We start from the raw sequence: 17,698 nt of genomic DNA, 5'->3' as shown, positions 1-17,698 counted from the left end.
ACTATATAGAAAGAAAATAGGAATTAAAACAGCATAATTCTTGGGGGACAGAGAAGCATTCCCCTGTATAGTAGCTTGTCGTTTCTTGTCCAATGCTGTCAAACATGTCAAAAAACCTCGAAATATTTCGTCTTTTATTAGTTGTATCTCTATTTCCACAGTGTTAACATTACTTTGTAAGCGTTTTCTATCATTGGTGCCTAACCATTAAATTATCTACTTTTTAAGGAGGAATTCGATGAACCAACAGACTGTGGTTTTAAAAGAAAAGGTTGGAAAGTTCCTAAGTGGTAAGAAAAAGTTATTTATTAATGGTGAATTTGTGGAGAGTCAAACACAAAAAACGTTCGACAGTTATAATCCAGCGACAGATGAGGTTTTAGCAAGTGTATATGAAGCTGGTCCAGAAGATATTGATTTAGCAGTGAAAGCGGCACGGAAAGCTTTCGACGAAGGACCTTGGTCAAAAATGAGTGCTTCTGAGCGCAGTCGTCTTATGTACATACTGGCCGATTTGATGGAGAAAAACAGTGCGGAGCTTGCCCAGTTAGAAACGTTAGATAATGGGAAACCGATTCGCGAAACAACTAATGCGGATATTCCATTAGCCATTGAGCATATGCGCTATTATGCGGGTTGGTGTACAAAAATTACAGGACAAACGATTCCAGTTAATGGTCCATACTTTAATTATACACGCCATGAAGCGGTAGGAGTAGTTGGGCAGATTATCCCTTGGAACTTCCCGCTGTTAATGGCAATGTGGAAGCTTGGAGCGGCCCTTGCAACCGGATGTACAGTGGTATTAAAACCAGCTGAGCAAACGCCGTTATCTGCGCTTTATTTAGCGGAATTAATCCAGGAAGCGGGTTTCCCGGAAGGCGTTGTAAATATTGTTCCTGGATTTGGGGAAACAGCTGGCCAGCCGCTAGTTGATCATCCTTTAGTAGATAAAATTGCCTTTACTGGTTCTACCGAAGTTGGAAAAATGATTATGGCGAATGCCTCTAAAACATTGAAAAGAGTTACATTGGAGCTTGGTGGGAAATCACCGAATATTATCCTGCCAGATGCAGATTTAACAAAAGCTATTCCAGGTGCTTTTAATGGTGTTATGTTTAACCAAGGACAGGTATGCTGTGCTGGGTCTCGTGTCTTTATTCAAAAGAAACATTTTGATAATGTCGTTGCCGATATGGCAGATCAAGCGAAAAAAATGAAGCAAGGTGCTGGCATCCATGCTGATACAGAAATTGGACCGCTAGTTTCCGCTGAACAGCAGCAACGAGTTCTTGGTTATATTGAAAGAGGGTTAAACGAAGGCGCGCAACTAGTCGCAGGTGGTTTTAATCCACGTGAGGAAGGATACTTTGTTTCCCCAACTGTTTTTGCCGATGTACGCGATGAGATGACAATTGCCAAGGAGGAAATTTTTGGACCTGTTATTTCGGCAATGCCATATGACGATTTAGATGAGCTGATCAATCGCGCAAATAACAGCGAATATGGTCTAGCAGCAGGCGTCTGGACGAGAGATATTGCCAATGCTCACTACATCGCCAGCAAACTCCGCGCTGGAACCGTTTGGGTCAACTGCTATAATACATTCGATGCAGCTTCCCCATTCGGCGGATACAAACAATCAGGCATTGGGCGCGAAATGGGCTCCTACGCCCTAAACAACTATACAGAAGTAAAGAGCGTATGGGTTTCTATGCAGTAAGGGAATCGAAGGGACAGTTCTTATTGCTTTTTGATTGCATGATATAGAAAGTAGTGGCTGACTCAAAAGTCGTTGAAGAACAACTTTTGAAGTCGGCTTCTTTTTGTTAATTTAGCAGGAGTAAAGGTTCCGGCCTCTGCTTTCACCAATGCTTCTAATGCTCCTATTTGATAAATGACTATATCATATTGGAAGAAAACTCCGTATAAATGTGTATTTCGTTTTCACGAAATGTAGGCAAAGGACATAGTAATAAAGAAGGAAGAAGGGAGGAAACATGTAATGAAGAACATTCTATTGATAGTCGCTCTAGCTCTGACCATTTTTGTTATTTACCTTATTACGATGCATCCAAATCCAACTAAAACTGTCTATATTCCTCCTACATCATCTTTGGAAGAAAGGGTATGTGAAGAAGTATCGGCACAATTTGGTGATTGCAAGCAAATTCTGTTGCTTGATGCGCAGTCCCGTATCGTTTTTGCGGAAAATAGTTCGGGGGTTGTTCCTGTGCTTACTAATAAAGAATTTACTGACTTTCAAAAAATTATTTATCCCATATTAGAATTTCAGGAGTTTCAAGAAGAGAAACAGGAGAGAGGATCCATTACCTGGCAGGCAAATAATAAGCTCGAAAAGGATTTATCCATTATTTATGGGTTTGCCGAAGATAATGCCAAAACAATCATTATTACTAGTGAGGGTAATGTCCAGCCAAATAAGTTTTTCCTTCAAGATAACCTCTGGGTATGGTATGCGACTTTCACGAAGGATAATGTTAAACTGCCAGTTGAAGTAGATATTTATGAATAAATGGAATCGTAGGGACATGCTTCCCTTAAAGAGTAAAGAAGCTTAGGAGCCTTCCTATGCTTTTTTTTTGGTTTATTTAGGGGATTTTCCCCGGGAGCTATGCTGTACTGAAGCTACCAGTAAAAGCAATTTCTCATCCATAGAAGTAATATCGCCAAGTAGAAAAACGCTTTATCAATGATGGCTGCTGGAAAATAAGAGGAGAGCGATAGAACCACCTCTGAGAACTAAAAGGAGCTTTGGTAGGAAAATGTCGAAAATGGTTGTCGAAAGTATTGATATACGTCAACTTTTGTCGATATGAATATTAAGAAGTAAAGTTATATGTTTTATGGCACTACTAAGAGTTATTTAAGGGAGATGAGGAAGAATGAAAAAAGGAAAAGACAGATCGATTAAAACAAAGTTTATTTTGTATTTTCTATTAATTGGTCTTATTCCAGTAATAATAGCCTCCAGCATTATTTATTATGTAAGTAGTAATAATGCGTTAAACAATGAAGAGGAATGGCTTGGTAATCAAACAGCCAATACAGTAGAAAACATGGAGGAATGGATTCAAAAACGATTGGATGAGCTTACGCTTATTTCGAAATCAGATACCATTATCAATGGAGATCTTGCAGCTCGGAGTAAACAAATTAATATTGTCAAAGAGCAAGATTCAACTTATGAATCAGTTGTAGTTATCGGAAAAAACGGGATGGTGGAAGCACATACAGACCCTAGTCTAGTTGGTAAATTAGACTTATCAAAAAGAGATTATTTTATCAAAGGGATAAAAGGAGAACAGAGTGTTTCGAATGTCCTTAAGTCCAATGCGACAGGAAATCGAGTTCTTGCAATAGCAACGCCGATCATAAATGCCAATAAAGAAGTAGTGGGAGTGGTATCTGCTACCGTTAACTTTGAAACCCTTATACAGGATTTTTTACAAAATGAAACTTCTCAAAATAAAAGCACATATCCTGTATTAGTTGATAGTAATAATATAGTTCAGTTTCATCCTAATGCTGACTTAATCGGTAAGACAATTGAGGAAGCTGGTTTTCCCAAAAATATAGGAACTATTTTCGAGAAGGGGAGAACAACAAGTGGAACTAAAGAGACAGAGCTGGATGGAGAAAAACAACTGGTTACTTATGCTCCCCTAAAAAGTGCAGGTTTAGGTATTTATTTATTTACTTCCTTGGATGATATATTAGAAATTACTAGTAGTATTAAGAACATTACGACCATTATACTTGCAGTATTTTCTGTGCTGATAATTGGTGTGGCAATTTGGATTGCAAACGGGATGACAAAACCAATCCGAAATATTGTTGCTCAGCTGCGTTTAGTTGCAGCAGGAGATCTTACAAGCAAGGATGTAGCTATCCAATCAAAGGATGAGATTGGTCAGTTAGCGGAAAATACGAATTCGATGAAACATAGCTTGAGGGAATTGATTAAACAGTTGAAGGAAAGCTCTGTACATACAGCAGAAACATCTGCGCAATTGGCTGTGAGTGCAGATCAATCCAATCAAACAAGTGTAGTAATAACGGAATCGATACAAGCTGTTGCTGAAGGAGCAGCCGATCAGGCGGAAATGGTGACTGAAAGCACAGAAGCGCTTGATGAAGTGGCACAAGGAGTACAGCAAATTGCAGAGGCTTCGGCGACTATTTCTGAAAAGGCCAGCTCAACATTGAATAAAGCCCAAACTGGTAAGGAATCTGTTGAAAAAAATATTACCCAGATGAATACAATTCAACAATCGGTTCAAAACTCAGATGAATTGACGAAATCACTTATTGTAAGATCACAGGATATTGTGAAAATATTGGAAGTTATTACTTCTATAGCTGATCAAACAAATCTGCTTGCGCTTAATGCGGCAATTGAAGCAGCAAGAGCTGGGGAGCACGGGAAAGGATTTGCAGTAGTTGCCGATGAAGTTCGGAAACTGGCAGAAGAATCACAGCGTTCTTCTCAAGAAATTGCTGGGATAGTAACGAAAATTCAAGGGGAGATTAAACAAACGAGCGAATCAATGAATGCAGTCATGGATGAAGTTCAAAGTGGTGTATTGATTGCTAATAACTCAAGAGAACTATTTAAGGAAATCCTAGAATTGACTTATGAAGTTTCTGATAATATTACCAATATGTCTGCCACTTCGGAAGAGATTTCAGCAGGAGCAGAAGAGGTATCTGCTTCCTTTAATCAAATCTCTACTATTACTAAAAACACGAAGTCAAGCACACAAGAAGTGGCCGCAGCCTCAGAAGAACAACTAGCAGGAATAGAGGAAATTTCCTCAGCTGCCCAAAGCCTCAAAAACTTAGCAGCTGAATTAGAAAAAACGATTACAAAATTTACAATATAGGAAAAAAAGGGACGGTTCATCCGTCCTTTTTTATACTCTTTATGAAGGATGCAGGAGAATTTCTCTTGCGGATTTTATGGATAAAATTTAAATTTTTTACAAATACTAACTTCGAACTTTTTCTGAAAACCATGGATTATATTCTCAGCATGTGTTGATTTCACTAAGATGTACACTAAATTTACTTTATCTATTAAAAAGGTGGCTGGGGAAAGATGTGAACAGGAAATCATTTGAAAAACTTTTATGGTCCATCGCTTTGCCTGGCTTTGGACAGCTGCTTAATAAGAAATATATAAAAGGAATTATTTTTATCTTACTTGAGTTAGTTGTGAACATACAAGCTAACTTTAATACAGCCATTATATTAAGTTTTCATGGACAAACTTCCGCGTCTTTAGAGGAAGTTAATCTAAAATGGCTTATGTTTTATCCGTGCCTTTATTTTTTTGCGATGTGGGATGCAGTAAGAGATGCTGATGAGAAAGGAGAAAATTCTCCTTTATTATTTCTTCCGTTTGTGTTTGCAGCTTATTTTGTAACAGTAGGATTAATCTATTCATCAGAGGTTTTCCTATTTGGGCATCTAATCGGCCCTATTTTTTTACCAATGCTTTTTGTGTTACCAGGTGTAATCATTGGATTGGTCATAAGGAAAGTAATATATATATTTACGAACTGAAACGCCATTTTTTAAATGGTGTTTTTCTAATATTCAAGTAAAGGAATGAGGAAAACAACGATTCTTTAAAAGCGCCTCAACTAAAATAAAGAAAAGTTCACAAAAAATTTCGGAATATATACAAACATATTACTTTCTAGCCAATCATAAGCTTTTAAGAAGTAAGGAAGGTTTACTAACTGCCATGATTGGAGGAATGAATGAGTATTTTACAATCAGGAACTCCCACCTACTTGAAGATAATCAGTAAGAGAAAAGGACTGCAAGAAATTATCGAAGGAGATAATCTTTATTCAAAGAACAAGTTTGGCAAAAAGATTGAAGCTGAGTAAGCCGACTATATCAGCATTGGTAGATGATGGTGGAAGAAGGCTGGATTATTGAAAAAGAAAGTAAAAAGGCGGCAACAAAAGGGGAGAAAACCTGTCCATTTATTGTTTGCCAAAGAATACAAATATACGATTGGCATAGATATTGGAGGAACGACGACTGAAATAGCGATTATGGATTTGGAAAATTTATTCTTCACCACAAAATAGACACACAAGAGGCGTTGAAGAGGAATTTTGTCCAATTGCTTGTTGATCAAGTAAATAGCATATTAGAGGAACAAAATAATAGTCATACAAAGGTGCTGTCTTTAACGATTGGTGCACCAGGAATGACGGATTCAGAAAATTTTATTTGCTCGCCGTTTACTCCATTTAGAGAGAGGAGTGAAGCAATATAATGCCAGACAATAGATCGCAAGTCTATGTAAACCATATATTAAAACCCATCTATGATTTTACGAAACAACATTACCTTCCTTATTTATTAGAAATTAACATCGCCCATGCTACTATGCTAGCCCACCAAAAAATCTTAACAAAAGAAGATACCCAAAAAATCATTAAAGCGAATCAAGCACTATTAGCAAAAGGTTATCCCCAACACTATAATCCTCTTTATGAAGACTTATTTTTTATGCTGGAAGAAGATTTGAAAAAGGAAATCGGCGAAGTGCTTGTTGGAAATATGCATATTGCCTTTAGTCGGAATGATATGGATGCAACCATGTATCGAATGGTATCTCGAGAAAAGCTTCTGCAGTTTCTTACCTTACTTGTAGAGTTAAAAAAGGTATTGTTACGTTTGGCGAAAGAACATGAACTAACGATTATGCCAGCCTATACACATAATCAGCAAGCACAGCCTACTACCTTAGCCCACTATTTGTTAGCTATCGATAGTAGTTTACAAAGGGACTTGGAACGTGGTTTCGCGCTTTTAAGAAGAATCAATGAGTCTCCAATGGGAGCTGCTGCTTTAGGGACTTCTGGTTTTCCAATTGATCGTTCATTTGTGGCGATCCAATTAGCTTTCGATAAACCAATGGAGAATTCCTATGATTCTATTAGTGCCGCTGATTATATGCTGGAAATAGCTAGTGTGATCAAAATTACTTTAAGTACCTTATCGCGTTTTACTCATGATCTCTTGTTTTTTACGACAAATGAAGTAGAAGCAATCAGATTAGATAAAAGCTTAGTGCAAACATCGAGCATCATGCCTCAAAAACGAAACCCTTCATCTTTAGAACATACGAAATCTCTCATTAGCCGGACAATTGGGGAAGTAAATGCTGCTTTTTTGATGTCCCACAACACACCTTTTGGGGACATCGTCGATATTGGGGATGATATCCAGCCTATTCTTATCAATGGCTTTTCTCATTCCTATCAAATTATCGAATTACTGACAGAAATTCTTAAAACGATGGAGGTAAATGTAGATAAACTCCTGACCCGTTGTTCAGAAGGCTTTTCCACCGTAACGGAATTAGCGGATGTACTGGTTAGGGAGTGCCAATTATCCTTCCGTGATGCCCATCAGATTGTCAGCATTTTGGTTCAGCGATTAGCTAGTACTGGGAAAAAAATAAAAGATGGTTCTGCTGAACTAGTCAAACAAATTTCTCAGGAGATATTAGGAACACATCTTCCTTTAACAGAAGAACAATATCAAACTGCGATTAATCCTTTTCATTTTGTTATGGTTCGCTCTGCTTTTGGAGGCCCTAACCCAAAAGAAACAGAGAGACAGCGAATAAGGTCCAGTCAAAAGCTTGCTGATTTTTCAAAAGAAGCAGCAATATATAGAAATAAATTTACTTCTTATAAGCAGCTGCTTCGCAATAATAACAAACTTGTTTAATAGGAGGGGTTCTATTGAAAAAGTTTTTAAGTGTATTTCTTTTTCTAGCCATAGCAATGATTATTGTTGGTTGTTCAAAGGGAAAGGATTCTGGCGGGGAAGCAGATGGTACGGTAACTATTGAATATTGGCAATATGCCTATAAGGCGAAAGTGGATTTAATGGATGAGCTTATTAAAGAGTTTGAAGATAAAAACCCAGGAATTAAAGTAAAGCAGACAACTTTTCCATATGAGCAATACAATGAGAAGGTTGCTACACTAGTTCCAGCTGGAAGAGGTCCCGATGTTATCAATTTATATTATGGCTGGCTGCCAAAATATATTGATTCAGGCTATTTACAGCCTCTTCCTGAGGATGCATTTCCAGTGGATAAAATCGAAAGTGAATACTTCTCCTTAGTAAATGCAGCAAAATTGGACGATAAATATTGGGCCATTCCGACTGCGGTTCGTACTCTTGCCCTGTTTTATAACAAAGATCTTTTTGAAAAAGCAGGCTTGGATCCAAATAGTCCGCCAAAAACATGGGATGAATTAGTAGATTATGCGAAAAAACTGACAGTAAGAGAAAACGGAAAGCTTGTAACAGAGGGGATGGCGTATGAAATTGGTGCACAGCTGAACAACTGGTTTTATGATGCTCTTGTCTATCAAGCTGGCGGTCAAGGGTTGAGTGAGGATCGTAAGCAAGTTCTTTGGGATGATACACCTGCTGGTTTAGAAGCATTTACGTATTTAGTGGAATTCGGATCCAAACATAAAGTTGGCGAAAGTGGTTTTTATACAGATGATGTAACAGCATTTAAGACAGGGAATGCGGCGATGAATATTGACGGTTCCTTCCGTTTAGGTACATTGGCGACAGATGCACCTGACTTAAATTATGGGGTTGCGCCACTGCCATCTTATAAAGAAAAGGCCACACAATCTTCGTTCTGGGCAAATGGCATTACAGCTAAAGTAGAAGGAGAGAAATTAGAAGCTTCTAAAAAATTCTTAGCGTTTTTAACAAGTGATGAAGTGATGGAACGCTGGATTGACGAGGTAGGAGAATTGCCAGCAAAAGAAGCGGTCGCAACACAAGATAAATATGTAAACGATCCATTATACGGACCATTCATCGAACAGCTTCCATATGCCAATGCACAATTCTATGTCGACGAAACAGCACAAAGACAATATGTTATTGATGCAGTGAATGAAGTGTTGCTAAATGGAGTTTCAATTGAAGATGCCTACAATGATTTCGCAGCTAAGTCACAAAAGCTCTACGATGATTATTGGAGTAACAAGTAAAGATACTGAAATAAAGAAAGGCGGTAATCGTCTTTCTTTATTCAGAAAGGAGGGTTTTCATGTCTGGGAAGAACCATTCTGCCGTCCCAAAAAAGAATGCTAGATTTACGTTAAAGCAACAAAAATATATCTTTGTATATACATGCTTGCTGATACCTCTTCTTTTTTTTATTTCGATTCGGTTTTTGCCAACACTTTATACATTCAACATCGGGTTTCGGGAATGGGATATTCTATCAGAGGATAAACCATTTGTAGGGATGGATAATTATGTAGCCCTTTTTAAAGATGAAGTCTTTCGTAAATCACTAATAAATACATTTATCTATGTCGTTTTTGGTGTAGTAGGACAGCTGATGTGTGGATTAGGAGTAGCGCTGCTTTTGCAAAGGATTAATAAATTTGTCGGGGTATTTCGCGCTATTTATTTCATTCCCTATGTGACAAGTATTGTTGCGGTAAGCTGGGTGTTTAAATGGATTCTAATGAACAACGGCGTTGTGAATGATATTCTCATGAAGTTTGGGTTGGAAGCCCAGCTTTTTCTTAAATCACCTGATCAAGCAATTTATATTATTATCTTAACGATGATCTGGCAAGGTCTCGGTTTTCAAATGATTATTTTCCTAGCGGGCCTTGAAAATATCCCGAAAATATTCTATGAAGCTGCGGAAATTGATGGGGCAGGCGGTTGGAAAAAATTTATTCATATTACCTTGCCTTTACTAAATCCAACCATTGTATTTTCCGCAGTCATTGGCAGTATTAGTTTCTTACAAACCTTTACCCAAGTGCAAAATATGACACAGGGTGGACCACTTCATTCTACTATATCTGTTGTTCTTTATATTTATGAATTAGCCTTCCAGCACTTTGATATGGGTCTCGCTTCTGCAGCAACAGTTATCTTATTTCTGATTATTTTAGTTATCACGATCATTCAAATGAAAGTTTTGACAAAGAAATTTGAATACTAGTTTTTTTTATGGGGGTGAGGAGTTGAAGAAAAGAAGGTATTTAAAAAAATCAATCGTCTATATTCTCTTGACCGTTGGGGCTATCTTTATGCTGTTCCCTTTTATTTGGATGGTATCCACATCCTTTAAGCCGCCGACGGAAGTATATGGACTGAAGCTGCTTGCCGACCACCCTACATTGGAGAATTATCGGAAGATTATGGTGGATACCCTATTTAGTAAATGGTTTTTAAATAGTTTTATCGTGGCAGTGATTACTACTTTAAGTGTTGCATTATTTGATACCCTTGTTGGTTATGTTATTGCTAAATTTTCCTTTGTTGGCAAGAGTATTATTTTCTTATTCATCTTAAGTTCCTTAATGATTCCTACCGAAATGCTGATTATTCCTTGGTATATCATGTCTACTGACTTAGGCTGGGTTGATACGTATTGGGGAATTATGTTTCCAGGCGTAATTTCTGCCTTTGGTATTTTTCTCATGAAACAATTTATGGAGTCTATTCCAGATGACTTACTCGATGCTGCAAGAATTGATGGCTTAAATGAATTTAAAATTTTCTTTAAAATCGCCATTCCACAAGTATATCCAGCATTAGCAGCGCTATGCATTTTCACATTTTTAGGAAACTGGAATGCCTATTTGTGGCCGTTAATTGTTATCGAGACAGAAGAAATGCGAACACTGCCAGTCGGCCTTGCCTTTTTCTCCGGTGAAAACCAAACTTACTGGGAAATCGTCATGGCAGGAGCTACCATCGCTGTTGTACCACTAATCATCGTCTTCTTAATCTTCCAACGCCATATTATTAAGGGGATAACGTTGACTGGGTTGAAGTAGGGGAAGTGAAAAAGAAGCTTTTCCAGTTAACCAAACTTGATTAAAGGCTGATCACAAGCATTAGAGGGAAGTAGTACAACTGTCCCTCTGCTGCCATTCCCATCTATACTTAGACAGATGGGAATTATTTATGATTATTGGTAGATGTTGATTAATGACCAGAACCCATTGCATCTACATGATGGACATGTTTGCTATTAATCCAGATGAATAACACAGAAACTAATACAAATCCAGCTCCAACAAGGAATGGTACAGATGGATTAAATATTTCTGCTAACTTTCCTGCTGTGTAAGGCGCAATGGCTCCACCTATAAAGCGCAAGAAGCTGTATGCTGCTGAAGCGGTAGATCGTTCTACAGGAGCAGCATTCATTACGGCAGTTGTAATAAGCGTATTGTTATTTCCTAATAAGGCACCAGCGAAAATAACTGCTGCGATGATAACCCATTGGGTTGTTGTCCAAATTCCCATAGCAACTAATACAACTGCAAACAAGGTTAACATGGCACACATTGATTTTACGGTTCCGAAACGTTCCTGCAATCTTGGTGCCATAAAAACAGAAGTGACAGCTAATAAAATACCCCAGCCCAAGAATACAAAGCCAAGTCCATGTTCGTCTAAGCCCATTACAAACGGTGCATAGGCTAACAACGTGAAAAATCCAAAATTATATAATGCTGCGGCAATCCCTAAAACAAGTAATGAGCGATGTTTTAATGCTCTAAACGGATCTGCCAAGGACGTTTTAGATTTAACTGTATTCGTTGTATTCATGGAAGTATTTTTTGGCATTAAAATGAAAATACCGAAAAAGGCAATAATCATTAAAACAGCTACCCCTAGGAAAGGACCTCTCCAGCTCATGGCTCCCAACCATCCGCCTAGTAGTGGACCGACAGAGATACCAAGTCCAATCGCTGCTTCATAAAGAATAATTGCTTTAGCAGTACCACTGTTTGAAAGAGATACAATTGCCGCTAATGCAGTTGCTACAAACAGGGCATTACCAAGCCCCCAACCTCCTCGAAGTCCGACAAGCGCCCAAATCCCATTTGATAGTCCGCCTAGGCAAGAAAAAATAGCAATGATAACAATTCCTAAAATAAGTGTCCACTTAATTCCAAGTCTGGAGGAAATCATCCCAGTTACCAGCATTGCTACAGCCATTACAGCATTATAGCTAGTGAAGAGTAACGTTACCTGGCTTTGGGAGGCATGAAGTTTCTCGGCAATAGCAGGAAGGATCGGATCAACGAGACCAAGCCCCATAAAGGCAATAATCCCCGCAAAAAATACAGCCCATACTGCTTTAGGCTGTTTTAATAAACTAGCTTCTGTTTTCGTATTTAAATTGTTTTTGGTTGAATCTGCTGATACAGATTGTGAAGATGACATTTCATTCTCCCCTTTATTTTTTTATTCCCTTTGTTTTTATAGACTAGATTAATTCTTTAAAAGAATTCCTTATAACATCACCGCGACTAATAATGCCTACTAAAACTCCATTTTTTTCAACGGGGACCTTTTTAATTTGCTTTTTACCTAACAGAGCTGCAATCTTTTCTAAATTTTCATCCCAAGACACTTTAATAACCCTTTTCTTCGCAATTTTCATTACGTTCAAATGTAAGAGACTTTGCAATCTATGTTCAAAATCTTCATCGTCCCCTTTAATAACAACAGTATAATAAATACTGTCGATAATATGATCATCATGTTTGCCAATGTATCGCAGTACATCTCCATCACTGATGAAACCGACAATCTCATTGCGGTCATTAACGATAGGAAGACCGCTAATTTTATACTGAATGAATTTTTCGATGACAGAACGGACGGTGTCGCCTTCTTTCACTTTATATACTTGGCTTACCATAATATCATGGGCTAGCATTTATCTGTCCCCCTTTTATTTTTTGGACAAGTAGTTGTATAAGGAAACTATATAATTGTATTATACAACTATATAACGAAACGTCAATTGTTTTTACGGAGATATGGATTCCCCTTCTTATTACAAATCTTTAATCAAGTATGCTATCATATTTTATAGAAATATTGGAAACGGTGAGGTAGTTAATCAATGGATGAACAATCGCTGGAAGAACTTGAAGTGGAATTATCTATACTGATACGACGGGTTACCCATACATCTTCTCATAAAAAAACTAGCAGCTTGGATCGGTCAGCTTATCTGTTGCTGCATGAAATAGTGACAGCAGGCCCTGCTGGTGTTAAAGCGCTTGCGATAGAATTTCAATTAGATGTTTCTACTGTAAGTCGACAGGCGGCTGCGTTGGAGCAAAAGGGCTATTTGCTGAGAATTCCTGATGAAACAGATGGAAGAGCTTATACTCTCCAGATAACTGAAACAGGATTAGAAGAATTTCAAAAGGAAAAAAAGTTTAGAAAAAGCAGGGTGGCGGAAGTGACCAAGGTTTGGACAGAAGAAGAGCGTGAGACTTTTGCTAAGTTATTAAAAAAATATAATCAGTCGGCGATGAATGTTCATCTATGATTGATTCAAAAAAGAGAATAGGTATTTGAAGAAGTGTTTGCTTATGAGGGAAGGTATTTTCACCTTCCCTCTTTTCTATTGGGAGAAAGTGTAATCGGAGGTTGTTTACGTTTTTTTCATGATTTTTAAAGGGAGACAGAGAAATGCTCCTTTCTTTTTTATTAATATTTTCATATAGTTTGAAAAGCAAAAGAAGGTTATTGCTGGGATTTAATGTTTGTTATTTCCTAGTTAAGACAGTGCTCTAATATATGGAGGAAGCACAATTAGAGATTAGTACGAGATTTGATGTTTGAAAATAATCAATTTTCTGATATAAAAGTACTATTTTGCAAAAATAAAAAGGGGAATTGACTATCAATTTAGAATATTAAGTTTCGTAATATTACATATTGTGTTCAGAGGGGGATTTTTGGTGGTAAAGAAGAAACTCAAAAAAACAGCATTGGCAGCAGTACTTGGAATTAGTACTCTCTCACTAGGGTTATATAGTCCTCCTGAGAAAGCTGCTGCAGAAGCAGCGTATAAAGAGGTTGTCTCCAGTTACGGAGGAGCTCCTATTGATTTAGGCATTGCCAATGATGAACGGATTATTGAAATGCTGAAAAAAGAGGGAAAGTTGGCAAAGCATGCAAGTACTGGTGAAACGGAAAAAGCTTTACAAAAGTATTTACAAGGCAAAGCAGAAGGAGCTAAAAAAGAAACAAAGGATAAATTGCCGAAAGCCTTATCTAAATTAGAAACAAAGGGAGAAAACGAAACATCTAATCATAGTCTCCAAAAGGGAAAAGGAAATAAATTAGGACAGGCAAAGAAAAATACAGTGGAATCTGTCAAAGAGGAAGCATATGAAGGGGAAGTTCGTGAAGATAAGGTTCTCGTTTTAGCGATAGATTTCCCAGATTATAAAAAAAGCTCGATTTCAAAAGATGAGACAGATATGTTCTATGAAGATTACACACATGAGCACTTCCAAAATATGATTTTTGGCGAAGATGGTTATGAAGGTCCGAACGGTGAAAATCTTGTCTCCATGAAACAATTTTATGAAGAGCAATCTGGTGGCAGTTATTCGGTAGAAGGGGAAGTTGCTGGCTGGTATACAGCTGATCATGAGGCCGCTTATTATGGAGGAAATTATCCTGGGGCAGATGATAGTGATGCGCGTCCTCGTGAATTAGTCTATGAAGCATTATCAAAAGCTGCACAAGATCCAAATGTAGACTTAAGTGAGTACGACGTATGGGATCGTGATGATTATGATGGCGATGGTGTATATAATGAGCCAGATGGAATTATCGATCATTTAATGGTTATCCATGCAGGGGTTGGTGAAGAAGCTGGTGGAGGAGCCCTAGGGGGAGATGCTATTTGGTCTCATCGTTGGAATTTAGGAAACCTAGTTGCAGTGCCAGGGGCTACATCTAATAGCGATCGTTTCGGTGGCTTACTTGGTGCATATGATTATACCATTGAACCAGAAGATGGTGCGGCAGGTGTTTTTGCGCATGAATACGGACATGATTTAGGTTTGCCAGATGAATATGATACGCAGTATACTGGCGGCGGTGAAGCTGTGGCTTACTGGTCTATCATGGCTAGTGGCAGCTGGGCCGGAGATGTTCCAGGAACGGAGCCGAGTGGATTTAGTGCATATGCCAAGGAATATTTGCAAGGCGCCCATGGGGGAAATTGGTTAAGCGGCACTACGTTAAATGCAAATGAAATTACAAGTAAAGGAACAGAACTACTGCTGGACGAAGCGGTAACAAAAGGAACAAATAATGACGCAGTGCGTATTAATCTTCCCGATAAAACAACAGATGTAAACACACCGGCAAGTGGGAAATATGAATACTTTAGTGGTAGTGGAAATAATATCGATCATTCTATGAAGACAGCAGTAGATTTGACTAATGCCACAAGTGCCGAGTTGACTTTTAAAACATGGTACGACATCGAGGCTGAATGGGATTATGCATCTATTAAGGTGAATGGTGAGACGATTAAAGGAAATATTACCACAACCGAAAATCCCAACGATCAAAATCCTGGAAATGGGATTACAGGCAGTACCAATGGTGAATGGGTGGATGGAGTCTTTGATTTAAGTGCATATGCTGGACAAAAGGTCGAAATTGAATTTAATTATTGGACCGACGTGGCAGTTGCTAATCCTGGTTTCTATGTAGATGATATCAAAGTAACAGCTAATGGAACGGAAGTATTAACAGATGGTGCAGAAGGGGATTCTTTCTTTGCTTTAGAAGGCTTTAAAAAGGATGAAGGAAAATTCTATTCAAAACATTATTATTTATTAGAATGGAGATCACAAAATGGAGTAGATGAGGGTCTCGCGCATATTCGCCGTGGGGCTAGTCTTATGAGTTATGATCCAGGTCTTGTTGTTTGGTATGTGGATGAGTCATATAGTGATAACTGGACGGGAGCGCATCCAGGAGACGGTTATTTAGGAGTAGTTGATGCAGACCAACATACAAACTACTGGAGTGATGGAACTGTAGGAGCAACCCGTTATCAGTTAAATGATGCTGCCTTTAGTTTAGCTAAATCTAATAAAATGTTTTTAGATTATGCTGCTATTAACGGCACTACATTAAAAGATAATTTTACAAAACGAACTCCACTATTTGATGATAGTGCTGACTACAGCAACCAAGGAAATCTAGAAGCAGGCCGCAATATTCCATTGACCGGCTTGAAAATTCGCATAGTTGGTGAAAGCAAAGACGGAACAGTAGGAAAAGTATTATTATATAAATAATAATAAATAGAAGAGGCTGTCTGAAAAGCCCCTAATATAAAGCAAGAGGAGAAAAAGGCACGTTTTTCTCCTCTTGCTTTTCTATTCTGTTCTGTTGATTTCTATCCGAAAGTAGCTGGTGGATGCCTGCTACTTTCAATAGGTTGTGGACCAATGCCACAATATCAAACTCGACATGAACCTTATCGAGCCCCTATGAATTAGGTAAATATGAATATATTGAAATTCCATTTATAAAGAATAAATGGAGAGCGTGGAATTAGCAGAATTAATTATAGAAAAAAGTAGCTGAGAAGAGAAAAAAACTCTTATTTAATGCCTATCACTCTGAAATTGCAGAACTGCAAAAAGACTATGAAGAATTATGGAAACAGTATTCAAGGCTATTAGACCACCTTGCAAAGTTGGTTGTACTTTTAGGATTTCGGGCCAATTTGGCCCCAAGTCAAATAAGGAATGAGCCACAGTGAAATGACGCAACATTCGCCGGGTTTGGGGAGCTCCTCAACAAGCTAATTTGAGGATTTTGCTACAAGGAAAATTTTTTAAAATGGGCAAGTGTGTGTACGCTTGCCCTGCTTGCCGATTAGCGAAAGAGGGATATTTACCCCTGCTTGGCTACAGATAACTTGCCAGTTTACGGGAAGTATTTCGGAATGATGTAGGGGACATTCCTTTTTTAGAAGTAAATTGCTTAATAAAATAGGTATCATACTCAAAGCCTGTCGAACGGGCAATTTCATTCAAACTCATGCCAGTATGGGTGAGTAATTCTTCTGCGACTTTTAATCGATAGGATAATAAATATGACATTGCAGTACAGTTACATCGTTTATGAAATAATTTATTGAGTGAAACACGGTTTAGGTGAGCACATTGTGTTAAATCATCGAGAGTAATTTTATTGGCGTAATTAGTGTGTATATATTCTAAAACCGTATCAACAGGAGACTGTCCATTTTCCGAATTTAAGCTTTCAATTAAGCTTAACATTTGAATAAGATTTTTTTTGATTCTGCAAACCCAGAGTGAATCGCTTTGAGCAAATACTTCTGTTCCAATAATAAAAAACCAATCTAATAATTTTGGAAATGCTTTTGTGGTAATAAAGGGTACGCCTGTATGTGTGCTGTCTCTTTGAAATAAAGATAATCCTGTGTGTATTTTTAGATTGGGCATAAAATAATCTTCTGTTTTTGAAATTGGAATTGTACTAAGAAAATCTGGGTCAAAGCTGAACGATTGTGCTGATACTTTCTCTCTTTCAAAAACTTGTATCTCATCAGTTTGTGACAAACAGATTATCCCAGGTGCAGAAATTGCAATAGGTAGATTATTCAGCATTCCTTTTATACTCCCACTGGTGACAAATACTATAGTAAATCGATTCTGGTATGGCAACTCTTTAAAATTTTCTATGGCAAAGAAATCTATATTAACGGTCCTTTTTTTATAGCGATCTATTTGTGGCATAATACTCTCCTTAC

General features: G+C 37.9%; 16 protein-coding genes. 13 read left to right on the top strand and 3 right to left on the bottom strand.

Annotation, left to right across the window (positions count from 1 at the left end; genetic code table 11):
- Window positions 1–238 precede the first annotated feature (238 nt).
- The 11 genes from NiCM35_RS10445 (at window position 239) to NiCM35_RS10395 (ending at window position 10,901) form a co-directional block, all read left to right on the top strand.
- Window positions 239–1,723: an aldehyde dehydrogenase family protein gene (locus NiCM35_RS10445; RefSeq protein WP_095329706.1), complete on the top strand. Its 1,485-nt coding sequence runs from the start codon at window positions 239–241 to the stop codon at window positions 1,721–1,723.
- 282 nt (window positions 1,724–2,005) lie between these two features.
- The gene (locus tag NiCM35_RS10440) at window positions 2,006–2,536 is read left to right on the top strand and encodes a hypothetical protein (protein WP_095329707.1); all 531 of its coding nucleotides are present in this window, start codon (window positions 2,006–2,008) and stop codon (window positions 2,534–2,536) included.
- A gap of 370 nt (window positions 2,537–2,906) precedes the next feature.
- Window positions 2,907–4,907 (top strand): methyl-accepting chemotaxis protein, encoded by a 2,001-nt coding sequence (locus NiCM35_RS10435; protein WP_370999980.1) that lies wholly within the window; start codon window positions 2,907–2,909, stop codon window positions 4,905–4,907.
- A 217-nt stretch (window positions 4,908–5,124) separates the two neighbouring features.
- Complete coding sequence (locus tag NiCM35_RS10430; RefSeq protein WP_095329709.1) at window positions 5,125–5,589, top strand: hypothetical protein; 465 nt, start codon at window positions 5,125–5,127, stop codon at window positions 5,587–5,589.
- A gap of 200 nt (window positions 5,590–5,789) precedes the next feature.
- Window positions 5,790–5,921, top strand: a complete 132-nt coding sequence (locus NiCM35_RS10425) for a hypothetical protein (protein ID WP_268877112.1) — start codon at window positions 5,790–5,792, stop codon at window positions 5,919–5,921.
- Between the two features lie 48 nt (window positions 5,922–5,969).
- A complete protein-coding gene (locus tag NiCM35_RS10420) occupies window positions 5,970–6,128 on the top strand; it encodes a hypothetical protein (protein ID WP_433779412.1) in 159 nt (52 codons plus the stop codon).
- Between the two features lie 14 nt (window positions 6,129–6,142).
- Complete coding sequence (locus NiCM35_RS10415; RefSeq protein WP_163185350.1) at window positions 6,143–6,319, top strand: hypothetical protein; 177 nt, start codon at window positions 6,143–6,145, stop codon at window positions 6,317–6,319.
- On the top strand, window positions 6,319–7,785 hold the full coding sequence (argH, locus tag NiCM35_RS10410; protein WP_433779410.1) for an argininosuccinate lyase: 1,467 nt from the start codon (window positions 6,319–6,321) through the stop codon (window positions 7,783–7,785). The genes NiCM35_RS10415 and argH overlap by 1 nt, the downstream gene beginning before the upstream one ends.
- Before the next feature lie 14 nt (window positions 7,786–7,799).
- A complete protein-coding gene (locus NiCM35_RS10405) occupies window positions 7,800–9,083 on the top strand; it encodes a sugar ABC transporter substrate-binding protein (RefSeq protein WP_433779408.1) in 1,284 nt (427 codons plus the stop codon).
- A gap of 59 nt (window positions 9,084–9,142) precedes the next feature.
- Window positions 9,143–10,060 carry a carbohydrate ABC transporter permease gene (locus NiCM35_RS10400; protein WP_433779407.1) on the top strand — a complete coding sequence of 306 codons (918 nt, stop codon included), beginning with the start codon at window positions 9,143–9,145 and terminating at the stop codon, window positions 10,058–10,060.
- Between the two features lie 22 nt (window positions 10,061–10,082).
- Window positions 10,083–10,901 carry a carbohydrate ABC transporter permease gene (locus NiCM35_RS10395; RefSeq protein WP_249937882.1) on the top strand — a complete coding sequence of 273 codons (819 nt, stop codon included), beginning with the start codon at window positions 10,083–10,085 and terminating at the stop codon, window positions 10,899–10,901.
- 151 nt (window positions 10,902–11,052) lie between these two features.
- Here NiCM35_RS10395 and NiCM35_RS10390 read toward each other — a convergent pair whose 3' ends face one another.
- Both NiCM35_RS10390 and NiCM35_RS10385 read right to left on the bottom strand, forming a co-directional pair.
- Window positions 11,053–12,303 (bottom strand): MFS transporter, encoded by a 1,251-nt coding sequence (locus tag NiCM35_RS10390; protein WP_123258344.1) that lies wholly within the window; start codon window positions 12,301–12,303, stop codon window positions 11,053–11,055.
- Window positions 12,304–12,346: 43 nt separating this feature from the next.
- Window positions 12,347–12,802, bottom strand: a complete 456-nt coding sequence (locus NiCM35_RS10385) for a CBS domain-containing protein (protein ID WP_433779406.1) — start codon at window positions 12,800–12,802, stop codon at window positions 12,347–12,349.
- A 219-nt stretch (window positions 12,803–13,021) separates the two neighbouring features.
- Here NiCM35_RS10385 and NiCM35_RS10380 point away from each other — a divergent pair, with 219 nt between their 5' ends.
- Both NiCM35_RS10380 and NiCM35_RS10375 read left to right on the top strand, forming a co-directional pair.
- Window positions 13,022–13,426 carry a MarR family winged helix-turn-helix transcriptional regulator gene (locus NiCM35_RS10380; protein ID WP_328824414.1) on the top strand — a complete coding sequence of 135 codons (405 nt, stop codon included), beginning with the start codon at window positions 13,022–13,024 and terminating at the stop codon, window positions 13,424–13,426.
- Between the two features lie 415 nt (window positions 13,427–13,841).
- Window positions 13,842–16,211: an immune inhibitor A domain-containing protein gene (locus NiCM35_RS10375; protein ID WP_433779405.1), complete on the top strand. Its 2,370-nt coding sequence runs from the start codon at window positions 13,842–13,844 to the stop codon at window positions 16,209–16,211.
- Window positions 16,212–16,829: 618 nt separating this feature from the next.
- On the opposite strand, the gene NiCM35_RS10370 is transcribed toward NiCM35_RS10375, so the two are convergent.
- Complete coding sequence (locus NiCM35_RS10370; RefSeq protein WP_433779403.1) at window positions 16,830–17,684, bottom strand: helix-turn-helix domain-containing protein; 855 nt, start codon at window positions 17,682–17,684, stop codon at window positions 16,830–16,832.
- Window positions 17,685–17,698 lie beyond the last annotated feature (14 nt).

The sequence above is a fragment of the Niallia sp. M35 genome, assembly GCF_050971705.1.
Lineage (GTDB): Bacteria > Bacillota > Bacilli > Bacillales > Cytobacillaceae > Niallia > Niallia circulans_A.
The sequence above is the reverse complement of the archived record's forward strand: the minus strand, read 5'-3'. Positions and strand labels throughout refer to the sequence as shown.

Coding starts and splice junctions, on each gene's coding strand:
- NiCM35_RS10425 (WP_268877112.1), top strand. CDS start 5,790: ATGAGTATTTTACAATCAGGAACTCCCACCTACTTGAAGATAATCAGT.
- NiCM35_RS10400 (WP_433779407.1), top strand. CDS start 9,143: ATGTCTGGGAAGAACCATTCTGCCGTCCCAAAAAAGAATGCTAGATTT.
- NiCM35_RS10440 (WP_095329707.1), top strand. CDS start 2,006: ATGAAGAACATTCTATTGATAGTCGCTCTAGCTCTGACCATTTTTGTT.
- NiCM35_RS10390 (WP_123258344.1), bottom strand. CDS start 12,303: ATGTCATCTTCACAATCTGTATCAGCAGATTCAACCAAAAACAATTTA.
- NiCM35_RS10385 (WP_433779406.1), bottom strand. CDS start 12,802: ATGCTAGCCCATGATATTATGGTAAGCCAAGTATATAAAGTGAAAGAA.
- argH (WP_433779410.1), top strand. CDS start 6,319: ATGCCAGACAATAGATCGCAAGTCTATGTAAACCATATATTAAAACCC.
- NiCM35_RS10435 (WP_370999980.1), top strand. CDS start 2,907: ATGAAAAAAGGAAAAGACAGATCGATTAAAACAAAGTTTATTTTGTAT.
- NiCM35_RS10445 (WP_095329706.1), top strand. CDS start 239: ATGAACCAACAGACTGTGGTTTTAAAAGAAAAGGTTGGAAAGTTCCTA.
- NiCM35_RS10370 (WP_433779403.1), bottom strand. CDS start 17,684: ATGCCACAAATAGATCGCTATAAAAAAAGGACCGTTAATATAGATTTC.